At 38.1% G+C, this 22,635-nt stretch carries 21 protein-coding genes; 7 read left to right on the top strand and 14 right to left on the bottom strand.

What is annotated here, in order from left to right; translation table 11 throughout:
* Nucleotides 1-124: 124 nt before the first annotated feature.
* From AC04QZ_RS19820 to AC04QZ_RS19800, 5 genes are all read left to right on the top strand, one after another.
* The gene (locus tag AC04QZ_RS19820; RefSeq protein WP_478359170.1) at nt 125-535 is read left to right on the top strand and encodes a transcriptional regulator; all 411 of its coding nucleotides are present in this window, start codon (nt 125-127) and stop codon (nt 533-535) included.
* Nucleotides 536-541: 6 nt separating this feature from the next.
* Complete coding sequence (locus AC04QZ_RS19815; RefSeq protein ID WP_478359169.1) at nt 542-955, top strand: VOC family protein; 414 nt, start codon at nt 542-544, stop codon at nt 953-955.
* 2 nt (nt 956-957) lie between these two features.
* A complete protein-coding gene (locus AC04QZ_RS19810) occupies nt 958-1,335 on the top strand; it encodes a DoxX family protein (protein WP_478359168.1) in 378 nt (125 codons plus the stop codon).
* 159 nt (nt 1,336-1,494) lie between these two features.
* Complete coding sequence (locus AC04QZ_RS19805; protein ID WP_478359167.1) at nt 1,495-2,814, top strand: alpha/beta hydrolase; 1,320 nt, start codon at nt 1,495-1,497, stop codon at nt 2,812-2,814.
* 159 nt (nt 2,815-2,973) lie between these two features.
* Entirely contained in the window at nt 2,974-3,942 is a 969-nt protein-coding gene (locus AC04QZ_RS19800; RefSeq protein ID WP_478359166.1) for a YihY/virulence factor BrkB family protein, read from the top strand.
* Here AC04QZ_RS19800 and AC04QZ_RS19795 read toward each other — a convergent pair whose 3' ends face one another.
* The 11 genes from AC04QZ_RS19795 to AC04QZ_RS19745 all read right to left on the bottom strand — a co-directional run bounded on the left by AC04QZ_RS19795 (nt 3,943) and on the right by AC04QZ_RS19745 (nt 13,897).
* Entirely contained in the window at nt 3,943-4,365 is a 423-nt protein-coding gene (locus AC04QZ_RS19795; RefSeq protein WP_086547631.1) for a secondary thiamine-phosphate synthase enzyme YjbQ, read from the bottom strand. It abuts the gene before it with no gap.
* 133 nt (nt 4,366-4,498) lie between these two features.
* Nucleotides 4,499-5,533, bottom strand: coding sequence for a DUF2157 domain-containing protein (locus AC04QZ_RS19790; RefSeq protein WP_478359165.1), 1,035 nt, complete (start codon nt 5,531-5,533; stop codon nt 4,499-4,501).
* Nucleotides 5,534-5,650: 117 nt separating this feature from the next.
* Nucleotides 5,651-7,864: a monovalent cation:proton antiporter family protein gene (locus AC04QZ_RS19785; protein ID WP_478359164.1), complete on the bottom strand. Its 2,214-nt coding sequence runs from the start codon at nt 7,862-7,864 to the stop codon at nt 5,651-5,653.
* A 667-nt stretch (nt 7,865-8,531) separates the two neighbouring features.
* Nucleotides 8,532-9,518 carry a bifunctional riboflavin kinase/FAD synthetase gene (locus AC04QZ_RS19780; RefSeq protein ID WP_478359163.1) on the bottom strand — a complete coding sequence of 329 codons (987 nt, stop codon included), beginning with the start codon at nt 9,516-9,518 and terminating at the stop codon, nt 8,532-8,534.
* 11 nt (nt 9,519-9,529) lie between these two features.
* The gene (locus AC04QZ_RS19775; RefSeq protein WP_086547627.1) at nt 9,530-10,390 is read right to left on the bottom strand and encodes a YitT family protein; all 861 of its coding nucleotides are present in this window, start codon (nt 10,388-10,390) and stop codon (nt 9,530-9,532) included.
* Entirely contained in the window at nt 10,387-11,118 is a 732-nt protein-coding gene (gene truB, locus AC04QZ_RS19770; RefSeq protein WP_478359162.1) for a tRNA pseudouridine(55) synthase TruB, read from the bottom strand. Before truB ends, AC04QZ_RS19775 begins: the two co-directional genes overlap by 4 nt.
* A gap of 233 nt (nt 11,119-11,351) precedes the next feature.
* Entirely contained in the window at nt 11,352-12,146 is a 795-nt protein-coding gene (locus AC04QZ_RS19765; RefSeq protein ID WP_478359161.1) for an undecaprenyl-diphosphate phosphatase, read from the bottom strand.
* A gap of 17 nt (nt 12,147-12,163) precedes the next feature.
* Nucleotides 12,164-12,364: a PIN domain-containing protein gene (locus tag AC04QZ_RS19760; RefSeq protein ID WP_478359160.1), complete on the bottom strand. Its 201-nt coding sequence runs from the start codon at nt 12,362-12,364 to the stop codon at nt 12,164-12,166.
* A gap of 184 nt (nt 12,365-12,548) precedes the next feature.
* Nucleotides 12,549-12,752 (bottom strand): type II toxin-antitoxin system VapB family antitoxin, encoded by a 204-nt coding sequence (gene vapB, locus AC04QZ_RS19755; RefSeq protein ID WP_086547624.1) that lies wholly within the window; start codon nt 12,750-12,752, stop codon nt 12,549-12,551.
* 39 nt (nt 12,753-12,791) lie between these two features.
* Nucleotides 12,792-13,019, bottom strand: coding sequence for a DUF3098 domain-containing protein (locus AC04QZ_RS19750; RefSeq protein ID WP_029275801.1), 228 nt, complete (start codon nt 13,017-13,019; stop codon nt 12,792-12,794).
* Nucleotides 13,019-13,897, bottom strand: a complete 879-nt coding sequence (locus tag AC04QZ_RS19745) for a cell division protein FtsX (RefSeq protein ID WP_029275800.1) — start codon at nt 13,895-13,897, stop codon at nt 13,019-13,021. The genes AC04QZ_RS19750 and AC04QZ_RS19745 overlap by 1 nt, the downstream gene beginning before the upstream one ends.
* 200 nt (nt 13,898-14,097) lie before the next feature.
* Here AC04QZ_RS19745 and AC04QZ_RS19740 point away from each other — a divergent pair, with 200 nt between their 5' ends.
* Both AC04QZ_RS19740 and leuS read left to right on the top strand, forming a co-directional pair.
* Nucleotides 14,098-14,526, top strand: a complete 429-nt coding sequence (locus tag AC04QZ_RS19740) for a lipocalin family protein (protein WP_478359159.1) — start codon at nt 14,098-14,100, stop codon at nt 14,524-14,526.
* Between the two features lie 371 nt (nt 14,527-14,897).
* Nucleotides 14,898-17,684, top strand: a complete 2,787-nt coding sequence (gene leuS / locus AC04QZ_RS19735; protein WP_478359158.1) for a leucine--tRNA ligase — start codon at nt 14,898-14,900, stop codon at nt 17,682-17,684.
* 184 nt (nt 17,685-17,868) lie between these two features.
* Here leuS and AC04QZ_RS19730 read toward each other — a convergent pair whose 3' ends face one another.
* From AC04QZ_RS19730 to AC04QZ_RS19720, 3 genes are all read right to left on the bottom strand, one after another.
* The gene (locus tag AC04QZ_RS19730) at nt 17,869-19,167 is read right to left on the bottom strand and encodes a DEAD/DEAH box helicase (RefSeq protein WP_086547621.1); all 1,299 of its coding nucleotides are present in this window, start codon (nt 19,165-19,167) and stop codon (nt 17,869-17,871) included.
* A gap of 214 nt (nt 19,168-19,381) precedes the next feature.
* Nucleotides 19,382-20,716, bottom strand: coding sequence for an MFS transporter (locus AC04QZ_RS19725; protein WP_478359157.1), 1,335 nt, complete (start codon nt 20,714-20,716; stop codon nt 19,382-19,384).
* 242 nt (nt 20,717-20,958) lie between these two features.
* Complete coding sequence (locus AC04QZ_RS19720) at nt 20,959-22,296, bottom strand: APC family permease (RefSeq protein WP_478359156.1); 1,338 nt, start codon at nt 22,294-22,296, stop codon at nt 20,959-20,961.
* Between the last annotated feature and the right edge of the window lie 339 nt (nt 22,297-22,635).

Here is a 22,635-nt window from a genome sequence, read left to right as displayed (position 1 = left end):
TATTTGTCGTAAACAACCCCCGCAATTGTCGTTTCTACATATTTAGCTTCTTAATTTCTGCCCGTATGTTTGTGTTGTTAATCGCTCACCGTTAAATTTTTAAAGTGGCAATGCCGGTAATGTTATGGAAGAATATATTTTAAATGAAGATATTAAGGTGATGTGCATTACGGCCGAATCTTTCCCCAGTGGGGTTTTAGCAGCGCATCAAAAACTGCATGGCTTGTTTCCGCCCGATAAGCAACGCAGGTACTTTGGGATAAGCAGGCCTAACGAAAAACGAGAGATTATTTATAAAGCAGCCGTTGAAGAAATAACTGCTGGCGAAGCCGAGAAATTTGGCATCGAAACCTTTACGATAAAAAAAGGACCCTTTATCAGTGAGCTGATTGTCGATTTTATGAAAGATGTTAGCCAGATAGGAAAAACCTTCGAAAAACTGCTCGATCAACCCAACATCGATCCACAAGGTTATTGCCTCGAAATGTATATTAATGAAACCGATGTGCGCTTAATGGTGGGCATCAAAAAATAAAATCAATTGGCAAGTATAAATTCATATCTCACTTTTAATGGCAACTGCCGGGAAGCAATGACTTTTTATCAGAATTGTTTGGGGGGAGAACTGACCCTCGAAACCATTGGAGAATCGGCTATTGTTGATAAAATGCCCAATAATATGAGGCGGAGTATTATGCATGCTGTTTTGGCCAAAGATGATTTGGTAATTATGGCAACAGATATGGTAGAAGAACGTGGATTAATTAAAGGAAATTCGATTTCGATGATGCTGAATTGCAATTCGGAAGAAGAGGCGCATGCTTTTTACCATAAACTTTCAGCAGGAGGGAAGGCCTCGCATCCGCTGCAGGAAACATTTTGGGGCGCGCTTTTTGGCGATTTAACAGATCGCTTTGGTAATAACTGGTTAATTAATTACGATAAAAACAGATAAATATGAAGAAGCTAAAAACATGGTATTGGATTGCCACCATTATTTTTGCATTAATGATGATTATGGATGGCATTGGAGGAATTACCCAACAGGAAGCAGGTAAAGAAGTGCTTAAACACCTCGGTTATCCGATGTATCTGCTCATCATTGTGGGTATTGCAAAACTGCTGGGAGCAGCATCCATCTTACAAAATAAATTCACAGCCATTAAAGAATGGGCTTATGCAGGTTTTGCCATTAATTTTATTGGTGCTTTTGCCTCCCGGGCATTTGTTGGCGATGGTATATCCCTTTTAATCCCTCCACTGGTTGCGCTGGTCATTATGTTTATCCCCTACATTTTATGGAAGAAACTGACATCAAATGTTAAAATTAGTTAAAACTAAACGGCTAGTTTAGTTAAAGGCTTTTCAGAACCAAATATTGTTAACTTTGGGTATTGTAAACAACCAAACACAATACATGAAACCTTCATGGTTTTCAGATCCTCACAAGGATAAATCATGATCGCTCATTACCATTAAAACAAAAACACACGAATGAAAAAGAGCCTTTTATTCATAATCGCTTTATTATTTACGACCTCAGCATTTTCTCAAAATGTGATCCAGCTGTTCAACGGTGCAAACGATTTTTTTAAGTTATTACAGGAGGACAAATTTAAAGATGCGCATGCTTTCTTTGACGATACTTTAAAAACTAAATTAACAGAAGAGAGTTTAAAAAAACTTTGGGGAGATATTGGAACAAAATATGGGAAGGCAGAATCATTAGACGCTATTCAGAGTAAAGCCCAGGGCGAATTTTTCGCCGTAACGGTAGAAGGTAAATTTGCCAACGGCGATCAGAACTTTATTTTAGGGTTTAATAAACAACAGAAAATAGTCGGAATTTTCCTCGCACCTTCCCGAAAGGCGGCCGCTTATTTAAAACCTACTTATGTGGATACCAGTTTATACAAAGAAACTTCGGTATACATTGGCCCGGCAGGAAAACAGCTGGCAGCCATTATCACCACCCCAAAAAATGCTAAAAATTTTCCTGTAGTGGTTTTTGTGCATGGCTCTGGTCCTGCCGATATGGATGAAACAGTTAGTGCCAATAAACCCTTTAAAGATTTAGCTGGCGGTTTTGCTTCTAAAGGAATTGCATCTATTCGTTATGTAAAACGAACTTTAATTTACCCGAACGAATTTAACAAGGCTTTTACAGTAAAAGAAGAGGTATTGGATGATGCAACTGCAGCTATTGCGCTTGCCAAAACAGTTGTTGGTGCTAATCCTAAAGCCGTTTATGTATTCGGCCACAGTTTAGGCGGGATGTTAGCACCAAAAATGGCAACACTGACGCCAGATTTAGCAGGGATTATTTTGGCGGCAGCACCTGCAAGAAAACTAACAGATATTATTGTAGATCAAAATAAGTATATGTTCGATCAGGCTAACGATACAACGGCTGCCTTTAAAAAACAACTTGCAGATGCTTATGTAGAAATTGATAAAAGTAGAATTTCACAGTTGGGAACAACGATAAAACCTGATTCTTTAATTTTAGGACTGCCTGCAAAATATTGGACAGATTTAAATAGCTATAACCAGGTTGCTGTAGCAAAAAGCCTTTCCAAACCTAAAATATATGTATTGCAGGGCGGTAATGATTTTCAGGTAAGTAAGGTTGACTTCGATTTATGGAATACTGCTTTGAGTAAAAAGAAAAATGTGGTTATGAAATTTTACCCGGATTTAAACCACCTGTTAAGTTCTCAAACCGAAAAAGGAACAATGGCCCAATATCAGGCTGCTGTAAGCGTATCCGAAACTTTGGTTAACGATATTGCAACATGGATTAAAACCAAATAAGATAAAATCACATCATTTAAAGCATAAAGCTCCGACCAGAAATCGGGGCTTTTTTTGTGTCTTTAATTTCTTTACACCGGGTAATCGTTCATTAATTAACAAACAATTCAAAAAATAAGCGGTTTAAGTTTAAAGCATCTCATCTTAAATCATTTATTTATGGCAAAGAATAAAGTCACTTTAAAGGGAATCTGGGGCATTTTAAAAGCATCATTTACAGGATTTAACAATCATAAGGTAACCAAGCTTAGTGGCTCATTGGCCTATTATACCGTTTTTTCTATGGCCCCACTGCTTGTGGTTATTATTTCTTTATGTGGCATATTTTTAGGACGGGAAATAGCCGAAGGTCAGGTCTATGCCCAGCTTGAAGGATTTTTAGGCAGAGAATCAGCCATCTCACTACAGCAACTCATCAAAAATGCCTATTTGGATGGAAAAAGTACCATAGCTTTAATTGTGGGGATCATAACGCTGTTAATTGGGGCTACTACTGTTTTTGGCGATATCCAGGATTCTATTAATACCATTTGGGGGCTAAAACCTAAACCGAAAAGAGGATGGGTGAAACTGTTGCAAAACCGCTTCCTGTCATTTTCTGTAATTATCAGTTTAGGTTTTGTACTGCTGGTATCATTGGCCGTTACCTCTGTACTCGATGCCTTTAGTAACCGTTTGCAGGCCAGGTTTGCCGAAATATCTGTTATCGTGTTTTATATCCTTAATCAAGTTGTAACCTTAGCCGTTATTTCATTAATATTCGGTGTGATATTTAAGGTATTACCCGATGCAATTATAAAATGGCGTGATGTAATTGCCGGTGCGATAGTTACCGCTGTATTATTTATGATCGGCAAATTTGCCATTTCAATATACATAGGACAAAGCAATGTTGGTGGAACATACGGCGCAACAGGCTCATTAGTCGTGGTGCTTTTATGGACGTATTACTCTTCCATCATTTTATATTTTGGTGCCGAATTTACCAAGGCCTATGCCGTTGCTTTTGGATCTGAAATTTATCCTTCTCATTATGCGGTTACCACAAAAGAAATTGAGATAGAAACAGAGGGTAAGTCAATTCAGGATAACCATCCCGAAATTAAAAAAGAGGTTAAGAAGGCTTAATTATTCTCCCCAGGCTGTAATAACTAATCTTCTTTGCCCGCCACGGTTGCGGTGTTCGCAAAGATAAATGCCCTGCCAGGTTCCAAGCGCCAGTCTGCCATTTCTAATCGGAATAGTTACAGAACTGCCTAAAAGTGCCGATTTTAAATGGGCAGGCATATCGTCCGATCCTTCATAGTCGTGCTCGTAATCGGGATCGTTTTCCTTTACGGTTTTATTAAAGAACATTTCAAAATCTGCCCTTACTGTTGGATCGGCATTTTCATTGATGGTAAGCGAAGCTGAAGTATGTTGTATGAAAACCTGGCAGATACCAATATTAATCTCATTTATTTGAGGCAGGGCATCTTCAACTTCATCGGTAATGATATGAAAACCTCTTCTCCGTTCTCTAAGTGCTAAAGCCTGCTGATATATTTTCATTTGATTTTAATTCCTTATCAATTTCTGAAACATTGCCTTGGAAATTGATATACTTTAAGATTGAAATATCAATTATAGATCTCTACACTACGGTCGAGATGATGACTAGTGTAATTTAATTCATTTCTGGATTTTACTTCAAAAACTCTACATTCCATATCTTTTCTGCTTTTCTGCCAATTAACCAAAAAGACGCAGCTAATACAGAAAAAAACAAGGCTTTATGCCAGCTGTCCCAGAAATACTCAAAATAACGGGTGTACAGGTTGATAAAGAGAAAAGTAATCCCGAATTCGCGGGCGATATCATCACGGTATTTTAAACCACATAAAGTACTCGCCACACAAATCGCCCCTGAAATTAAAGCCCAATAAAACAAGCTTAGCTGCCTCACTTTGTACCATTCTTCTAAACTGGCAAAGTTGCCGAATACTGATAAAGCCCAAAGCGACACAAACAAATAAACCATCCCAGCGATATAAGTAACCTGAAAAAAGTTTTGTGTTTTCGGAAAAGCTTTCATAAGAAAAGATGCTGCGGTTAATGCGGCGCCGAAAGCCACAAAACGCAAAGGATAATTCATGCCAAGGAAATAATAATTCCACCGGCTTAAATACCCCGTTTCCGTGCCAAACCAGGCCCCTAAGGATATCAAGGCAAAAATCCAGATTAAACGCGAATTGAAGATATAACCTAGCGCACCGTAAATAAAAACTGATATGAGAATTAGAATGGAGAAATTGCCTGAACCGTTATCCATTGCCTTTCCAAAATAAGCAACGGCATTAGCGGTGAGTAAAATTGCAGAAAACACAATGGCTTCATTGCTAAACTTTAAATGTGCCAGTTTCTTCTTTCGTCTGAAACCCAGAATATAAAGCCATGCTGCCAATCCACCAGAAACCAGGGCAATTACAATGTTTGGTGTATTGTAAACGCGTTTGAGATAGTCTAAAATCGAATTATCAATCAGTAATGATCCGAGTGCAATAAAGCCACAGGCCAAAGCTACCCAAAATGCATATTGGGCTAAACGGAGCCAGTCAAAATTTTTAGCCTCATAACTTTTGCGGAGTTTATCACCTGTTTCGTCATTAATTAAGCCGTCACTTTGCCATTGCTCAATCATATCATCAAGAAATTCACTCTTTTCTCTGTCAACTTTCATAGGTTGGGTTATACACGAAGATAGGTTTTTTAGTCCTTAGTCAAAAGTCCCTAGTCAGAAGTCTAAATTGACTAAAGACTACCGACTAAAGACTACGGACTAAAGACTCCGGACTATCTATATCACCTCTTTAATCTTCTTATTGTTCCCAACAATCCAAATGACATCGCCGTTATCGAATATAAAGTCTGATGAAGGATTCAATATCCGGTCGGTACCCCTTTCTATACCAACAATTAAAGCCTGAGCCTTTTCGCGGATACCTGCGTTTCTGATACTAAGCCCATAAACAGCCGATTCGGCATGAACAACAACCTTTTGCAGGGTCATTTCTTTATTTGGGAAATTATTTTCTTCGGCTGTTTCCGGTGCATCAACTTCTAACAATGCTTTAACCGCAGCCAATTGATCATCAGCACCAATCAATAACAGTTTATCGTTTGGATAAAGCCGTTCATCCCGGCCCGGTGTTGGAATGTTATTTCTTCCACGCTCTATTAAAGCAATGTTTACCCCATATTTTTCCCTGATCATTAATTCGGTAAGCGTTTTTCCAACCACTTCCGATTCAGGCGAAACAGTGAGTTCTGTCAAGTGGGTATCCCAGGGTAAAATATTCGGTTTCTGGCTTTCACGTGCATTTAAATTCAACATGAAACGCCTTTCCAGTTTATCATAAAATGACTGCAGTTTCCGTGAGAAGATGAACATACCGATGATGATTAGGCCCAATGCGATCACAGCGGCAACCCAGGTATCAAAAAACTCATACATTAAAAAACCTACAAAGAAAATTCCTAAGGCAATTCTGAAAAATTCAATTGCAATTAACGGGCCGCGCGTATATTTTTTATTCAGCCAAAGGTGGGAATAGGCAGTCCGCTGGATTCTTCGTAGAGATAATGCCCATAAAAACGGCGACATTAAAATAAAAGAAACCACTACACTGATGATAATAGAAGTTAAACTATTGGCAATACTGCTCACAATAAATGGCTGGACGTACCTGTAGGCCAAAAAGATGATCGCGATGATAATTACCGAATGGATAATGGTATTAAAAATATAAGACCTTAACAAAACCTTCCAATCGCTCAAAGTGGTAATTCCTTCGGTACTGGAGCTGTATCTTTCTATACCATCAAGCCATTTTTTAGGTAAAACACGGTTCAGATACTGGTAAAAAGGTTCAGATAGTTTAATCAGATATGGCGTGGTAAATGTAGTAATCGCTGCCGCTGCTACTGCGATAGGGTAAAGGAAATCGCTGGTTACTTTAAGGGTTAAGCCTAATGAGGCAATGATGAATGAAAACTCACCAATTTGCGCCAAACTCATGCCCGATTGTACCGAGGTTTTTAGCGGCTGGCCGGATAATAATGCGCCTAGAATGGTAAATATAATTTTCCCTAAAATAATCACTAGCGTAGCCACGATAATAGGCACTGCGTATTTAACCAGCATGGCCGGATCAATCAGCATACCAACTGAAACAAAGAAAACAGCAGCAAATAAATCCTTAACCGATTTGGTTAAATGCTCTATTCTTTCGGCCTGCGTGGTTTCGGCTAAAATAGATCCCATAATAAATGCACCTAAAGCAGGAGAGAAGCCCACCTTATCGGCCAATAACACCATTACCAAACATAAACCTAACGATACCACCAGCATGGTTTCATCATTCATTAATTTCTTGGTTGCTTTAAGAAATGAAGGAATCAAAAATATTCCACCCAGGAACCAAAGTACCAGGAAGAACGCTAGTTTTAAGATGGAATACAGCATTTCTGTGCCCGCCGATTGCTGACTTACCGCTAAAGTAGAAAACAATACCAGTAACAAGATGGCAACCAGGTCTTCAACAATTAAAACCCCAAAAACCAGACCGGCAAACTTTTTATGCTTTAAGCCCAGTTCTTCGAAGGCTTTAATGGTAATCATGGTTGATGATATGGATAAGATTCCACCTAAAAACAGACTGTCCATATCTTTCCAGCCCATACCTTTACCAACAAGATAACCGGCTAGAATAATAAACAAAACTTTTACGATGGCGGTGATGGAAGCCGAACCACCAACTTTAACCAGTTTTTTGAAACTGAATTCTAAGCCAAGGCTAAATAGAAGGAAAATCACACCAATTTCGCCCCAAATGTTAATGCTCTTGGTATCGGTAACTGATGGAAAAAAATCTAGATGTGAGCCAACCAGCAGCCCAGCCAATATGTAACCCAAAACCAGGGGCTGTTTAATTTTTTTAAATATGAGTGTGGTTATTCCTGCAGCGGCAAGGATTAATCCTAAATCGGCGATTAAATCGGGTAAATGCATCTATAAAAAATGGTAATGATGTTTAAATAATTTATTCCCAGATATCATTTAGTACCTGACATTTTATTGAAAAACCCACATTGAAGGGATTGAAAAATGAAATTACTTACCAAAAAACATGTTTTGGATAGAGCATCTTAAACAAACACCAATAATTATACTTTAATCTTTTGATGACAACTTTGGCATTGATTGTTTTGTTCTTGAAAAAAAGGAGCAGCAAAAAAGACAGGAGAATACAAACAACCGAAGATATTTTTACAATAGAACTGTTGATGAAGTCTTTTTGCAGGCTTTCGTTATCCTGATTGAAATCGGAATGGAGTTTGATGATTTTTTTGCCTGTAATGAAACTTATTTTGGTGTTTTTAAACGGGACATCATTTCTTTTATCCTGCGATGCGAAGGCCGCAAAATTTATGGAGATACACAGAAAGAAGATGATGTAAAAAAGCCTCATTGCCGCTAATATAACGAAAATGAGGCTTTTTTGAAAGGAAAATTGGATTTAAATTGATCTGATCTTGCTGTTTTAACCTTAATTTCTAAATTGTACTATTATTCAATAGTCTCGTCATGCTGAATTTATTTCAGCATCTATTAGACCCTGAAATAAATTCAGGGTGACGACCTCGTTTATTTACTTTCTGTAATGGGAGTTAACATATTACCCGTTAAAATAATCTAGCGTCGCATCCTTGTCTTTTTGTAGTTGAACGGTTAAAGCTTCTAATCCGGTAAATTTCACATCATGACGCAGGAATTTTAAGAAATTCATCTTGATATCCTGCCCATAAATTTCCTGGTTAAAATCGAAAATATTAACTTCAATATTTCTGGTCATTCCGTTTATGGTTGGACGCTGCCCGATATAGGCCATACCTTTATAAGGTTTAAGGTTTAAGTTTGAGGGTTTAGGGGCTATATCTTCGGACTCCGGACTTCGGACTTCGGACTCCATTTCTACAGTTACCGCGTAAATGCCATCGCCCGGAATCAGTTTGTACGTTTCTTCTACAAAAATGTTGGCTGTTGGGAAACCAATGGTTCTGCCAATTTTATCACCTTTAATTACCCTTCCGAAAATAGAAAAAGGATAGCCGAGGTAATCGTTCGCCAAACTAACGTCTCCTGCTAAAAGTGCCTGACGGATTTTGGTCGAGCTTACCGCAACGTCGTGAATATCCTGTTCCATAATTTCCTCCACACTAAATCCATAATGTAAACCAGCGGCTTTCAAATCGTTTAGGTTGCCCGAACGGTCTTTCCCAAAACGATGGTCATAACCAATAATAATGTGTTTGGTGCCGATATTGTTCACCAGCGTATTTTTTATATAATCTTCAGGCAGCTGATTAGAGAAATCTCTGGTAAACGGGGTAATAATCAAATGATCTACACCTAAACCTTTTAAAATTTTGGCTTTTTCGTTAATGGTATTAATCATTTTTAAATCCTGGTTTTCAGGATCGATAATCATTCTCGGGTGTGGGAAAAAGGTTAATATTACGCTTTCTCCTTTATCGGATTTTGCTTTTTCTACCAGTTGTTTAATAATTTTTTGGTGGCCGAAATGTACACCATCAAAAGTGCCAATGGTTACAATGGCATTATCTAATTTTTTAAAATCCGAAAGGTTATGATATATCTTCAATGGGATGGAAATTAATGTAAGGCATGGCGTTTTACTACCCCGCCTTTTAAATCGGCAATTTGTTGTTGTATGACAAAGGCATCCGAATCGATCTGTCGGATAGCGGTTTGCAATTTGCTCATTTCTAGTTTGGTAACAACGGTGAAAATAATATCGATATCTTTTTGTTCTCCGTAACCACCTTCACCTTTATAAATGGTCACGCCGCGTTTCATTTCGTTAATGATGAATCCCTTTATGGCTTCCTGGTGTTCTGAAATAATGGTAACACCGGTGTATTGTTCTATGCCGTTTACAATGAAATCGATAGTGCTTGATGCTGATAGATAGGTTAAAATAGCATATAAAGCTGTTTCGATGTTTAAGAAATAGGCAGCGAAAAAGAAAATAATGATATTTAAAATGAGGATAATATTTCCAACAGTTAAAATGCTGTTTTTACTAATATAAAGGGCTAAAACCTCTGTTCCATCGATTACACAGCCGCCACGCATGGCCAATCCAATTCCTCCACCCAAAAATAAACCACCAAAAAATGCAATAAGCAATTTGTCGTGCGTAATGGGCTGAAAAGGCAGGAAAATTAAAGCCAGGGAGAGGGCCCCAATAGCGATGGCCGTTTTAAGCGCGAAACCTTTACCAATTTGCCTGTAACCTAAAATAACGAATGGAATGTTAATAATGGCAATAAGGTATGATAAATTCCAGCCTGTTAAGGTGCTTAACAAAAGGGAAATACCGGTAACACCACCATCAATAAAATGACTGGGCATTAAAAAGCTTTTTAGGCCAAAACATGCCGAGGTTACACCTGCAATAATTAAAAGAATTTCTTTTATAAATCTGATGTTCCTGTTTTTGATGCGGTTCATGCCTCTGCTTCAGTTTTAGCTTCTTCTTTCTTGCTACGAATATAATTAACAAGTTCTAATACCTCAAACGCATCTTTAAGCAAAAAGTTTCCGCTTCGGGTACGGGTAAGTTTAGAAAGGTAGGCGCCACTGTTTAAAGTTTTGCCAAAATCAGATATCAAAGAGCGGATATAAGTGCCTTTGCTGCAAACGATTCTAAAATCAATTTCAGGTAGTTCGATCCGTGTAATTTCAAATTCCGGAACACTCACAAAACGTTTACGCAGTTCAACTTCCTCACCCAATCTTGCTTTTACGTATAAACGCTCGCCATTTACTTTTACTGCAGAGTGTGCAGGTGGATATTGTTCTATATCGCCAATAAAAGGTTTACAGGCGGCATAAATTTCGTCTTCACTAATATTACTGATGTCGAACGTTTGATCTACTTCTGTTTCCATATCGAATGATGGGGTAGTAGCGCCCAGAATCATGGTTCCAGTATATTCTTTCTCTTCCGCTTGAAAAGTGTCTATCTGCTTGGTTAATTTGCCGGTACAGATAATTAAAAGTCCTGTTGCAAGGGGGTCTAAAGTGCCGGCGTGACCAACCTTTAGCTTTAATGGCTTTAAAGAATTACGGATTTTGCCCACCACATCAAATGAAGTCCATTTGTATGGTTTGTTAATTAAGAGCAATTCGCCTTCAGCAAAATTGAAGTCTTTAAATTTTGAATTTTCGTTACTCACAAATCTTTTTTGCGCAAAGATACAGATTCAATGTCGTTTACTTAAGTTTTTTTAACCACAGATAAAAGCATAAGATTCTGTCATCATTACGGATTTGTCATCCTGAGCTTGTCAAAGGACTTATTTAAATACCTCTCAAAGTGTTTCGACAGGCTCAACATGACATAACCCTAGGAGAATTGTTTTATGATACAACTTAATCTGTTCGGCTTTGTGGTTAATATGCCTGCAGATTATATAATTTGTAAGTTGTGGCCACTCAGTAACAAGATAATAATAATTAAGCCGGCAGCAATTCTATACCATCCAAAAACTTTAAACCCATTTTTGTTTAAGTACCCGATAAAGCTTTTTATCGCCAAAAGTGCCACTATAAAAGCAACCACATTACCGATAATTAAAAGGTTAGTCTGCTCATGGGTAATGCTGTGCCCTTCTTTGTAAAAATCGTATAGTTTTTTTGCTGTTGCAGCAAACATAGTAGGTACTGCGAGGAAGAATGAAAATTCTGCGGCAACTTTTCTGCTTAATTTCTGACTCATACCACCAACAATAGTTGCGCCTGAGCGCGATACGCCTGGTATCATGGCAATACACTGAAAGAAACCGATTTTCAATGCCGTTAAATAGGTTACTTCCTCCTCTTCATTGATAGTGGGTTTGTTAAACCATTTATCAACAAATAATAAGATAATGCCACCAACTAAGAGCGAAATGCCAACAGCCATCGGACTTTCCAATAATTCATCTATTTTTTTACTTAATAGCAAGCCAAATATTGCCGCAGGAATAAATGCCACTAATAATTTAATGTAGAAGTTTATTGATTTGAAGAATCTCTTGAAATAGAGTACTAGTACTGAAAGTATTGCACCCAATTGGATGGCAATGGTAAAAAGTTTTACAAATGGTTCTGATGCAATGCCCATTAACGATGAGGCAATAATCATGTGTCCGGTGCTCGATACAGGCAAAAATTCAGTTAATCCTTCAACAATAGCAAGGACAATGGCTTCAAAAGAGTTCATATGTTTTGATTAATGGGCTAGTCCCATTGTAATTTTACTTTGTAGTTTTTTAATTTTTTGTTTCTCGAGATCAGGATTAAATCTTCTGAAATTGCCTGTGATACAATAATGCGGTCAAAAGGATCATTATTAAGAAATTCAAGGCTTAATAATGTAGTAAGATGCGTTTCATTAATAGAGATGATCTCGATCTGATTTCTTTCTGCAAACCGAAACAATTCATCAAAGCCAATTTTTAATTGAGTTTTCCAATTTGTTTTTTGATTGCAATTTCCCAAAGTGAGGCAATGCTTAAGAAACAAGACTCGTTTATATTAGATAGCTTTTCCTTTACTGAAACCGGAAGTTGATCATCTCCAGCCACGAACCACAAAAAGGTATGCGTATCTAATAAGTAGGCCATTAGATATAATCAGAAAACATTTCTAAAGGCTCATCAAAATCGTCAGCCAATTTGATTTTACCTTTTGCGTATCCGAATTCGCGCGCTTTTAACTTCGGCTTATTTTTGTGCTTTGCTTTTAAGAATTCAACAAAATCTGCGACTTCCTGCCTAAGGTTTAGGGGAAGCGAATTTATTTCGATATGCAAATTTGTTGTGGTCATATTATAAAGTTAAAAAAACACCTTAGCTAATACCAAAAATTATTTCTTTAAAATCGCATAGATGCCAAAAGCAAAACCTGCTAACACTACTATTGGTGCCAGTAAAGTTCTTCTGAAGTCATAAATATCACCAGTGGTACCCATCATCAGGATAAAGCCAACCGCAACAATTGCAATGCTGATCAATAATAACTGGTAGTTTTTTTTGGTAAAAACCAATTCGCTTTTAACGTCCTTTACAACCGGACCTGTTTTTTTTTCTGCCATTATCTATAAAGATGATAAGATTTTAAACGTAAATACCTGCTTACTGCAAACCATGTACTAATACCTGTTATAAAAATACCCACTATTAAAAGGCCTATAAATACGAAGCCGAATTCCTGGTAGTTATTTAAAATAATAATTTCCGGCACTTCTTTACGTGCATATATTAAAGTTGCCAATAAAATAATGATAGCAATAAATGCAGCAATTAAGCCATGCAAAGCAGCATACAATAAGAAAGGACGTCGAATAAAGTTTTTCGTTGCACCAACCAGCTGCATACTTTTAATTAAAAAGCGTTGCGAGTAAATTGCTAATCGTATGGTGTTGTTAATCAAGGCAATAGAAATGATCAGTAGTAGCGCAGCAAAGGCTAAAATAATTAAACCAATGGTGCTGATATTTTTATTTACCATGTCAATTAAAGAACTTTGGTAAACCACCTCTTTCACTACAGGGTTTTTAGAAATACTCGCTTTTAAGGCATCGATGCTTTTATTGTTCGCATATTCTGCTTTTAAATACACATCGAAGGTAGAAGTTAGTGGATTGTATCCTAAAAAGTTAACAAAATCTTCCCCTAAATCCTGCGTTAAATTTCTTGCAGCAAGCTCTTTGTTTACATATTGAGTTTGTTTTACTGCAGGATTTGCATTTAACTCTTTCTGGAAGGCTAAAACATCGGCTTCTTTGGCACCTTCATCAACAATAATGTTTAAAACGATGTTTTCTTTAACGTAGTTAGAGAGGTTTTTGGCATGTACAAGTACCAAACCAAGTAGCCCCAGCATTAGTAAAACCAAGGCAATACTGATTATAGTAGAGATATAAACGGTTTTGGTTTTCTTAGATGCATCACTTACTTCGAATTCTTCCATGTATTTCATTTTTGTTTCTGCGAAAATATAAATTATACCTGATAAACACCAATTAATGATTGCTAAATGAATACTAACGTACACGATTAGCTTTTAGTTTGAGGATTAAGTTCTTAAACAAAATTTGATTTTTTTCGAAATGCGGTACGAAATTTGTTGAAACGGCGTTAATTATGGATATCTTAAAACTAAATTTAACTATGAAAAGACAAATTACTATTCTAAGCCTATTCTTATTTATCGCCTCTACAATTGTTTCCTGCAAGAAAGATGATACTTCTTTAAAAGCCCAGATGTTAGGGAAATGGACGTTAAATAAAATTGTAACTTCTGGCTATACTGCTGAAGAAACATTGAAAGATCCGAAAAAGATTAATGGAACTGTTACCTATGGTACAACAAGTGATTATGTTGACTACAAATCAAATAATGATGATCAGGTAGAGTTGAGTTTATCTGGCAACAGAACAATTGGAACTTATGTGATCATTTACTCTGATCAGTTCAGTATGGATATTAATGACGGCTTGAATTATTGTAAAGTAAACAGTATTACGGCAAATAAATTAGAGTTTACTGCTAAAATCGATAAGACAAACGTTACTAAAGTATATTCTTTATCAAGATAAGATCTTAATCCCCCGATTATTTGCTGCGCCATTGGTTTTTAACATCAATGGCGCATTTTTTTATCTTGAATCTTAGGTTCGTCATGCTGAATTCATTTCAGCATCTTTCCCACAAGATAGACCCTGAAATGAATTCAGGGTGACGATCTCGTCGGGTAATAGAGCTAAAATTGTTTATTATGATAAATATTTAGCAAAACGTTTATTTGGCATAAAGCATCAGATGATATCTAACTACACAAAAGAAGCTGAGGTTTTACCCTTAACTTCTTCTGATTCTGCATTTCTGTTGGCAAAATATTATCCCGAATCTGCTTTTTTAAGCCCCTTAATTTCCGTATTTTCGCACCTTTAAAAATTTAAAACTGGCAATGGATTACCAATTCAAAGAAATAGAACAAAAGTGGCAGAAATTTTGGGCAGATCATCAAACGTTTAAAGCCGAAAGCAATTCTGAAAAACCAAAATATTATGTGTTAGATATGTTTCCTTATCCATCAGGAGCAGGCCTGCACGTTGGTCACCCACTGGGTTACATTGCCTCAGATATTTTTTCGAGATATAAACGCCTTAAGGGTTTCAACGTATTGCACCCCATGGGATACGATTCGTTCGGATTACCTGCAGAGCAATATGCCATACAAACCGGACAGCACCCTGCTATAACCACCGATGCTAATATTGCAACCTATCGCAGGCAGTTAGACCAAATTGGTTTTTCTTTCGACTGGAGTAGAGAAGTGCGCACCAGCGAGCCCTCCTATTACAAATGGACGCAGTGGATTTTTATGCAGTTGTTTAACTCATGGTACAACATCGAAAACGACAGGGCAGAAGATATTACCACTTTGATCGAAAAATTCAACGCTTCTGGTACGGCTGATGTTAAAGCTGTTTGTGATGAAGATACTAAAGAATTTATGCCGAGCGATTGGGCAACCTTTACCGATGAAGAGAAACAGATTGAATTGTTAAAATACCGTTTAACTTATCTTCGTGAGAGTACCGTAAACTGGTGCCCGGCATTAGGAACGGTTTTAGCTAATGATGAAGTGAAAGACGGTTTCTCTGAGCGCGGCGGTTTTCCTGTGGAGCAAAAGAAAATGATGCAGTGGAGCATGAGAATCACGGCTTATTCTGACCGGCTTTTACAAGGTTTAGATACCATCGACTGGCCAGAACCGATCAAAGAAATGCAGCGCAACTGGATCGGTAAAAGTGTTGGGGCATCAGTTAAATTTCAGGTAGAAGGAAACGATAAACAGATTGAAGTTTTTACCACTCGTGTTGATACTATTTTTGGTGTTTCTTATCTGGTTTTGGCGCCGGAGCATGAGTGGGTTGCTGAATTGACTACTCCTGAACAAAAACAGGATATTGCAAATTACATTGCTTTAACTAAAAAGAAATCGGAATTAGACCGTATGGCCGATACCAAAACAGTATCTGGTGCTTTTACGGGAACCTATGTGATTAATCCCGTTAGCGGCGAACGTGTGCAGTTGTGGATTGCTGATTATGTGTTGGCAGGTTATGGAACCGGTGCCGTAATGGGTGTTCCGAGCGGCGATCAACGCGATTGGTTATTTGCTACACACTTTAATTTGCCAATTATCCAGATTTTAGACGGACAAAAGGATATAGATATTCAGGCAGACCCAACAAAAGAAGGAAAATATATTAATTCGGGTTTTATTAACGGAATGGAATATAAAGAAGCCGTTTCGTTTTTGAATAACTGGTTGGAAGAAGAAAAAGTAGGAAAAGCAAAAGTAAACTTTCGTCAGCGTGATGCGATTTTTGGTCGCCAGCGTTATTGGGGTGAGCCGATTCCGGTTTATTTTAAAGATGGATTACCTTATCTGGTTAATGAAGAAGAATTGCCTTTGTTACTTCCTGAAATTGATAAATATTTGCCAACCGAAACAGGCGAACCGCCTTTGGCCAGGGCTGAAGATTGGGTGCCTAAAGATGGTGGTCACTACGAATTAAGCACCATGCCGGGTTGGGCAGGAAGCAGCTGGTACTGGTATCGTTATATGGATGCCAATAACAAGAACGATTTTGCTTCAAAAGAAGCTGTTGAATACTGGAAAGATGTTGATTTATACATCGGTGGTTCTGAGCATGCTACAGGTCACTTATTGTACAGCCGTTTCTGGAATAAATTTTTGAAAGATTTGGGTTATACCAAAGAAGAAGAACCTTTCAAAAAACTGATTAACCAGGGCATGATCCAGGGGAGGAGTAATTTCGTTTACCGTATCAACGATGAGAACGGAAAACCAACTAATACCTATGTTTCAGCTGGATTAAGAAAAGAATACAAAACTTCAGCATTACACGTTGATGTGAACATTGTTGAAAATGATACTTTAGACATCGCTAAGTTTAAAACCTGGAGAGAAGAGTATGCTAACGCAGAATTTATTCTTGAAGGCGGGAAATACATTTGTGGTGTTGAAGTAGAGAAAATGTCGAAATCAAAATTCAATGTAGTTAATCCGGATGATTTGATTGAGCGTTACGGTGCTGATACGCTACGGATGTACGAAATGTTTTTGGGTCCTTTAGAGCAGAGTAAACCGTGGAATACGAACGGTATTGAAGGTGTATTTAAGTTCCTGCGTAAATTCTGGCGTTTGTTCCACAACGAAGACTGGACTTTCCATGTAAACGATGCTGTGCCTACAAAAGCTGAATTGAAATCGTTGCATAAAATCATCAAAAAAGTACAGGATGATATCGAGCGTTTCTCGTTCAATACTTCTGTATCGAGTTTCATGATTGCAGTAAATGAGTTAACTGATCTGAAATGCAAAAACCGTCAGATTTTGGAAGATATGGTGATTATCCTTTCGCCTTATGCACCACACATCTGCGAAGAACTTTGGGTATTATTAGGTAATGAAGCAGGAACTTTATCCTATACTGCTTTCCCAACATTTAAGCCGGAGTACCTAGTAGAAGATGAGTTTGCCTATCCGGTTTCAATCAACGGTAAAATGAAAATGAACCTGAACTTGAGTTTAACCCTGGCTCAACTAGAAGTGGAAAGCATTTTATTGGCTGATGAGCATTTCCAGAAATTTTTAGACGGAAAAGCACCCAAAAAGATCATTTTTGTTAAAGGAAAGATTATTAATGTCGTAGTTTAAAGGTGAAAGGTATAAGGCCTAAGGTTTAGGGTTTTCCTTTCTCTTCCCTTAAAACAGAAAAACCCGATTTGCGTTTTGCAAATCGGGTTTTTTGTTATCACTTATAAGATACGTCATGCTGAATTTATTTCAGCATCTATTTTGTAAGTAAGATTCTGAAACAAGTTCAGAATGACGACCGCGATTATCTTTCGCCTCTTTTCCTGTTTCCACCAAATCTTCTGTTGTTACTGGCGTTACGTGGTTTGCCGCTCATATTGCCATCACCACCTTTTTTGCCACCTCCGCCTTTTGACTGTGCTTGTGGTTTGCGTTTAACCTGATTTTTGGCCAGCATACTTTCCCAGCTTAACGGGTAAGGATGATCGTCAACAATAGGCAAGGTAATTTTAATCAGTTTCTGAATATCAAGTAAGTATTCGTTTTCTTCTGCATCACAGAAAGAAATTGCAATACCGTTTGCACCAGCACGGCCGGTACGGCCAATTCTATGTACATATGATTCAGGAATGTTCGGTAATTCGAAATTGAAAACGTGCGATAGCTGATCAATATCAATACCACGTGCTGCAATATCGGTAGCAACCAAAACACGGATTTTTCTGTCTTTAAAATCAGTTAATGCCCTTTGTCTGGCATTTTGAGATTTGTTACCGTGGATAGCGGCCGCTTTAATTCCGGCATGCGCTAAATCCTTAACAATACGGTCTGCACCATGTTTGGTACGGGTAAAAACCAGTGCCGTTTGAATATTTTTATCTTCTAACAGATGGATCAATAATTTTTTCTTATCGGGCTTATCCACAAAATAAACCGACTGAACAATCGTTTCTGCCGTCGACGAAATAGGGGTAACCTCAACCTTTGTCGGACTAGATAAAATGGTATTTGCCAGCTTCTGGATTTCATCAGGCATGGTTGCCGAGAAAAATAAAGTCTGACGTTTAGCCGGTAATTTAGCTACTACTCTTTTCACATCGTGAATAAAGCCCATATCCAGCATACGGTCGGCTTCATCCAATACGAAAAGTTCGATGGTATTTAAGCTAATAAAACCCTGGTTCATTAAGTCTAATAAACGGCCTGGAGTGGCGACTAAAATATCAACACCTTTTCTTAAAGCTTCTACCTGGGAATGTTGATTTACCCCACCGAAAATTACCAAATGGCGTAAATTTAAATGACGGCCATAAGCTTTAAAGCTTTCTTCAATCTGAATGGCAAGCTCACGTGTTGGCGTTAAAATTAATGCCTTTATGTTTTTTGTAGCTTTGGTATTAATGTGTTTTTCGTGCAGTAACTGCAACATCGGGATGGCAAAGGCTGCTGTTTTTCCGGTTCCGGTTTGTGCACAGCCTAATAAATCTTTGCCTTTTAATATTGTTGGGATGGATTGCTCCTGTATCGGTGTAGGTTGTGTATAACCTTCGGTCTCAAGGGCCTTTAGAATCGGCTCAATGAGGTTTAATTCTTTGAATAACATGTATGTTTCTGTGTAATATTTATCGAAGAAGCTAGAACAATCATTTGTTGAAGGACTAACTTGCGGAGAGAATATGCCATTCAGAATGGCAAGCCCTTATTCCTGCTTCGGCGGCAAAGATAGGTAAAATATGTGAGATAGGCGAAATGTAAGATGGGTGAGGTAAGATGGAAGATGTTGGATGAATGTTCTAGGTTCAATGCCAAGCTCCAAACTACTTCTCCTCCTTAAACCTACTGAAAAACAACAGCGCAATTAAACAAAGTCCGAAGCCTACAATTCCATTCAGGCGTAATCCAAAATCGTTACCTGGGTCTTTGCCATAAATGGTAAGCATGGCGAAAATAGCGATACCCAAGGTTTGTCCGAGTTTTACAAAAAGGTATTTCACGGCGAAAAACATGCCCTCGTGGTTTTCACCTGTTTCTAAAGTATCTCTTTGGGCAATATCGGCCAAAATAGCCGTGGGTAAAATGCCAAGGGCCGCCAAAGGAAACGAAGCGGACAATACTAGAATGTAAATCTGCGTATGTGGCCCAAAAGGTAGTTTACCCAAAAAGAAGATGGTCACAAAGATCAAACAAAGTACGGCGAAGGCAAGCAGCACAAAAGGTTTTTTGCCAATTTTAGCCGAGCCAAAATTAACCAGGGGATAAAACAGCAGGGAAGCCAAAACCATGGCACCCATAAATTTTCCACCCTCTGATTCTGGCAGCCCTAGTAAAACCGTGCAGAAAAACAATAAACCACTCGAGATGATGCTTAAGGCAGTATAAAAAGCAAAATCAGATATGAGGTAATATTTAAAATTACTGTTTTTAAAAGTACTCCTAATGGCTGGCCATAAAGGTACATGGGTAGGTTTAGCCACTGAAAACTCTTTTTCGTTGATGAAAAAAACCGGCAATAACATCACCAGGCCCGATAAAATACATAAACCCCATATGGCAATCTGAATAGCTTCGCTGCGGTTGGCCACATGGAAATTATCTTCAACCAGGTCGGCAAAGTTGTTGGTACAGGCCGATAAAATAATGCCAATTACAAAACCAACCTGCTGATAGCTGGACAGTTTAACCTTTTGCCTTGGCGTATTGGTTACTTCGGCCAATAAAGCGTTATATGGAATGATATAAGTGGTAACCGATACAAAAAATAAGCAAAGCGTAATGGTAAGCCACCAGGCATTGTGCAGGCTCTCTGTTTTTTGGATGGGATAAAAAACAAGTCCGCAGAAAAGCATGGCGGGAATAATAGCCCATTTCATAAAAGGCATTCTGCGGCCATTTTTGTTGGTGCTGGCATCGCTTTTAGAAGCAATGAAGGGATCGTAAATGGCATCAACCAATCTGCCAGAGGCGGCAATAATGGAAAGGATATTAAATGCACCCAATAAAACAAGTTGTGGAACCAAGGGCGGTAAACCTGCATTACTTGGCGGAAGATAGAAATAAGGAAGCATGACGATGATAATGTTTGTCATCGTGCTCCAACCAATCATACCGGCAGCGTAAGCAATTTCTTGTTTTAAGGAGAGTGTTTTGTTCATTAATTATTTAAAATTTTTTTATGCTTTTTATAAAGCAGGTTTCAGTGTCAATCGGTTAGATCAGTCCTGCTTTCCATTTTATCCCGATGAAAAATCGGGATGTTCATTCCAATCAGGTTTATTTTACTTAGTTCTGCCTTTGGCAAGTTCCAAAGCGCTGGCGTCATTCCCGCGCAGGCGGGAATCTTAAAGCTTATCGCATTAGGATTCCCAATCAAGTTGGGAATGACGATCCGCCGGTACTATTTTTTATTAAACCACCTGCTTACAAAATAAATCGCCAGAAAGCCTGCAAAAATATATAATCCGTTTAGCGCTGCATTCGGATCATCGGCATAAATGCTAAAGGCCACGAAAGTATAAGCAGCAATAAAAATAATAGGCAATATAGGATATAAAGGAACAGTGTAGATGGTTTTTTTATCAAGATGTGCCGTTCTTTTTCTAAGGATGAAAATCGTTGCGGCAGAACTGGCCATACTGATGCTTTCCAAGAAAATGGTATAATTTAAAATCTTGTCGAAAGTTTTGGCATAAAATATAATCACCACCGCGATTAAAGTAAAAACGCTAAGGCTGATGGTTATTACCTCGGTTTTTTTATTCATCCTGCTGAATATTTTGGGAAGCGCACCTTCTTCGCCCATAGCAAACATCGCCCTCGGGTTACTTAACAGGTTTACGTTTACATAACCCATTACCGAGAAAAAGATAATGACAGAAAGGGCATTAAAGCCAGCAGGGCCAAATATTTTCGAGGCCAGTATCGCCGCTATACTTTCTGCTGTTTTTAATTCTTCGAAACCGATAACCTTTATATACACATAATTGATGGCCAGATAAAGGATCACTATTATAGTTAAACCAATAATAATCGAGCGGGGAATTACTTTTTTTGCTTCCTTAACCTCGCCCCCAAAGTTGATGGTTTGTGCATAACCCGCGTAAGAGAAAGAAACAGCAATTAAACACAAGCCTAATGCTTTCCCGTAATCAGACCAGGTTGGCATTGCCCCACTTACTGTTTTAAAAACAGGCGTAACGGTTTGTGTTTGTCCGCCGAAAAATATAGCACAGATTAAGGTTAAAATCATTCCGATTTTAATTACCGTTAATACGTTTTGTGTCTTGGAACTCGCTTTTAGGCCGAGCAGGTTAATAAAATAGAAAGCCAAAATTGTGGTGATGGCTATAGCAACACGATAGGTTTCAGTTTGTTTATCAACAGGTAAGATAATTTTACTCAGGTATTCTGCCCCAATAATTGAAATTGCCGCTACGGATGCAGCACTCGAAATAATAACGATACAATTAATAGCGAAAGCGATGGAAGGGTGATAAGCCGCCGAAAATATTTTATAATATCCACCAGTTACAGGAAAACGCGAACCAATTTCGGCATAGGTTAAAGCACCACAAAAAGCCACAAAGCCCCCAATAAACCAGGCCAGGTAAAATAACTCCGGAATTTGTGCTTTCGCCGCTACGTTTACAGGCGTACGGAATACACCCATTCCAATAACCAGACTCACCACAATCATGGATAAATCGAATAGTGAAAGTTGCTTCTTTTGTTGCATTAAACAGGATTTTGAATATGGGATGAAGATAGGGAAAATTGAATGATTGAATGAGAGAATGTTTGAGGGATGGAAGATGGGAGAGGTAAGATGGATGATGTGAGATGGAAAAGGGATGATGGAGCATGGAAGATGAAAATGAATAACAATTAGCAGTTCTCAGCAGGAATTAATCAGGTAATCAAATGAACCAACGAATCCATGAATCACCATCATCCATCTTACATTATACCTCCTCCATATTTTTAAGCAGTTGGCAATTGACAATCAGCAGTTCTCAACAGGAATTAATCAGGTAATCAAATGAACCAATGAATTCATGAATCACCATCATCCATT

Source organism: Pedobacter folensis, from assembly GCF_056490665.1.
Note: the sequence above shows the minus strand (reverse complement) of the source record. Positions and strands in the feature narration are given on the sequence as shown.

Bases quoted from the DNA above. Each gene is read 5' to 3' on its own strand.
- AC04QZ_RS19820 (WP_478359170.1), top strand. From the start codon at position 125: ATGGAAGAATATATTTTAAATGAAGATATTAAGGTGATGTGCATTACG.
- AC04QZ_RS19810 (WP_478359168.1), top strand. From the start codon at position 958: ATGAAGAAGCTAAAAACATGGTATTGGATTGCCACCATTATTTTTGCA.
- AC04QZ_RS19805 (WP_478359167.1), top strand. From the start codon at position 1,495: ATGAAAAAGAGCCTTTTATTCATAATCGCTTTATTATTTACGACCTCA.
- AC04QZ_RS19800 (WP_478359166.1), top strand. From the start codon at position 2,974: ATGGCAAAGAATAAAGTCACTTTAAAGGGAATCTGGGGCATTTTAAAA.
- AC04QZ_RS19795 (WP_086547631.1), bottom strand. From the start codon at position 4,365: ATGAAAATATATCAGCAGGCTTTAGCACTTAGAGAACGGAGAAGAGGT.
- AC04QZ_RS19790 (WP_478359165.1), bottom strand. From the start codon at position 5,533: ATGAAAGTTGACAGAGAAAAGAGTGAATTTCTTGATGATATGATTGAG.
- AC04QZ_RS19785 (WP_478359164.1), bottom strand. From the start codon at position 7,864: ATGCATTTACCCGATTTAATCGCCGATTTAGGATTAATCCTTGCCGCT.
- AC04QZ_RS19775 (WP_086547627.1), bottom strand. From the start codon at position 10,390: ATGAACCGCATCAAAAACAGGAACATCAGATTTATAAAAGAAATTCTT.
- AC04QZ_RS19765 (WP_478359161.1), bottom strand. From the start codon at position 12,146: ATGAACTCTTTTGAAGCCATTGTCCTTGCTATTGTTGAAGGATTAACT.
- vapB (WP_086547624.1), bottom strand. From the start codon at position 12,752: ATGACCACAACAAATTTGCATATCGAAATAAATTCGCTTCCCCTAAAC.
- AC04QZ_RS19750 (WP_029275801.1), bottom strand. From the start codon at position 13,019: ATGGCAGAAAAAAAAACAGGTCCGGTTGTAAAGGACGTTAAAAGCGAA.
- AC04QZ_RS19745 (WP_029275800.1), bottom strand. From the start codon at position 13,897: ATGGAAGAATTCGAAGTAAGTGATGCATCTAAGAAAACCAAAACCGTT.
- AC04QZ_RS19740 (WP_478359159.1), top strand. From the start codon at position 14,098: ATGAAAAGACAAATTACTATTCTAAGCCTATTCTTATTTATCGCCTCT.
- leuS (WP_478359158.1), top strand. From the start codon at position 14,898: ATGGATTACCAATTCAAAGAAATAGAACAAAAGTGGCAGAAATTTTGG.
- AC04QZ_RS19730 (WP_086547621.1), bottom strand. From the start codon at position 19,167: ATGTTATTCAAAGAATTAAACCTCATTGAGCCGATTCTAAAGGCCCTT.
- AC04QZ_RS19725 (WP_478359157.1), bottom strand. From the start codon at position 20,716: ATGAACAAAACACTCTCCTTAAAACAAGAAATTGCTTACGCTGCCGGT.
- AC04QZ_RS19720 (WP_478359156.1), bottom strand. From the start codon at position 22,296: ATGCAACAAAAGAAGCAACTTTCACTATTCGATTTATCCATGATTGTG.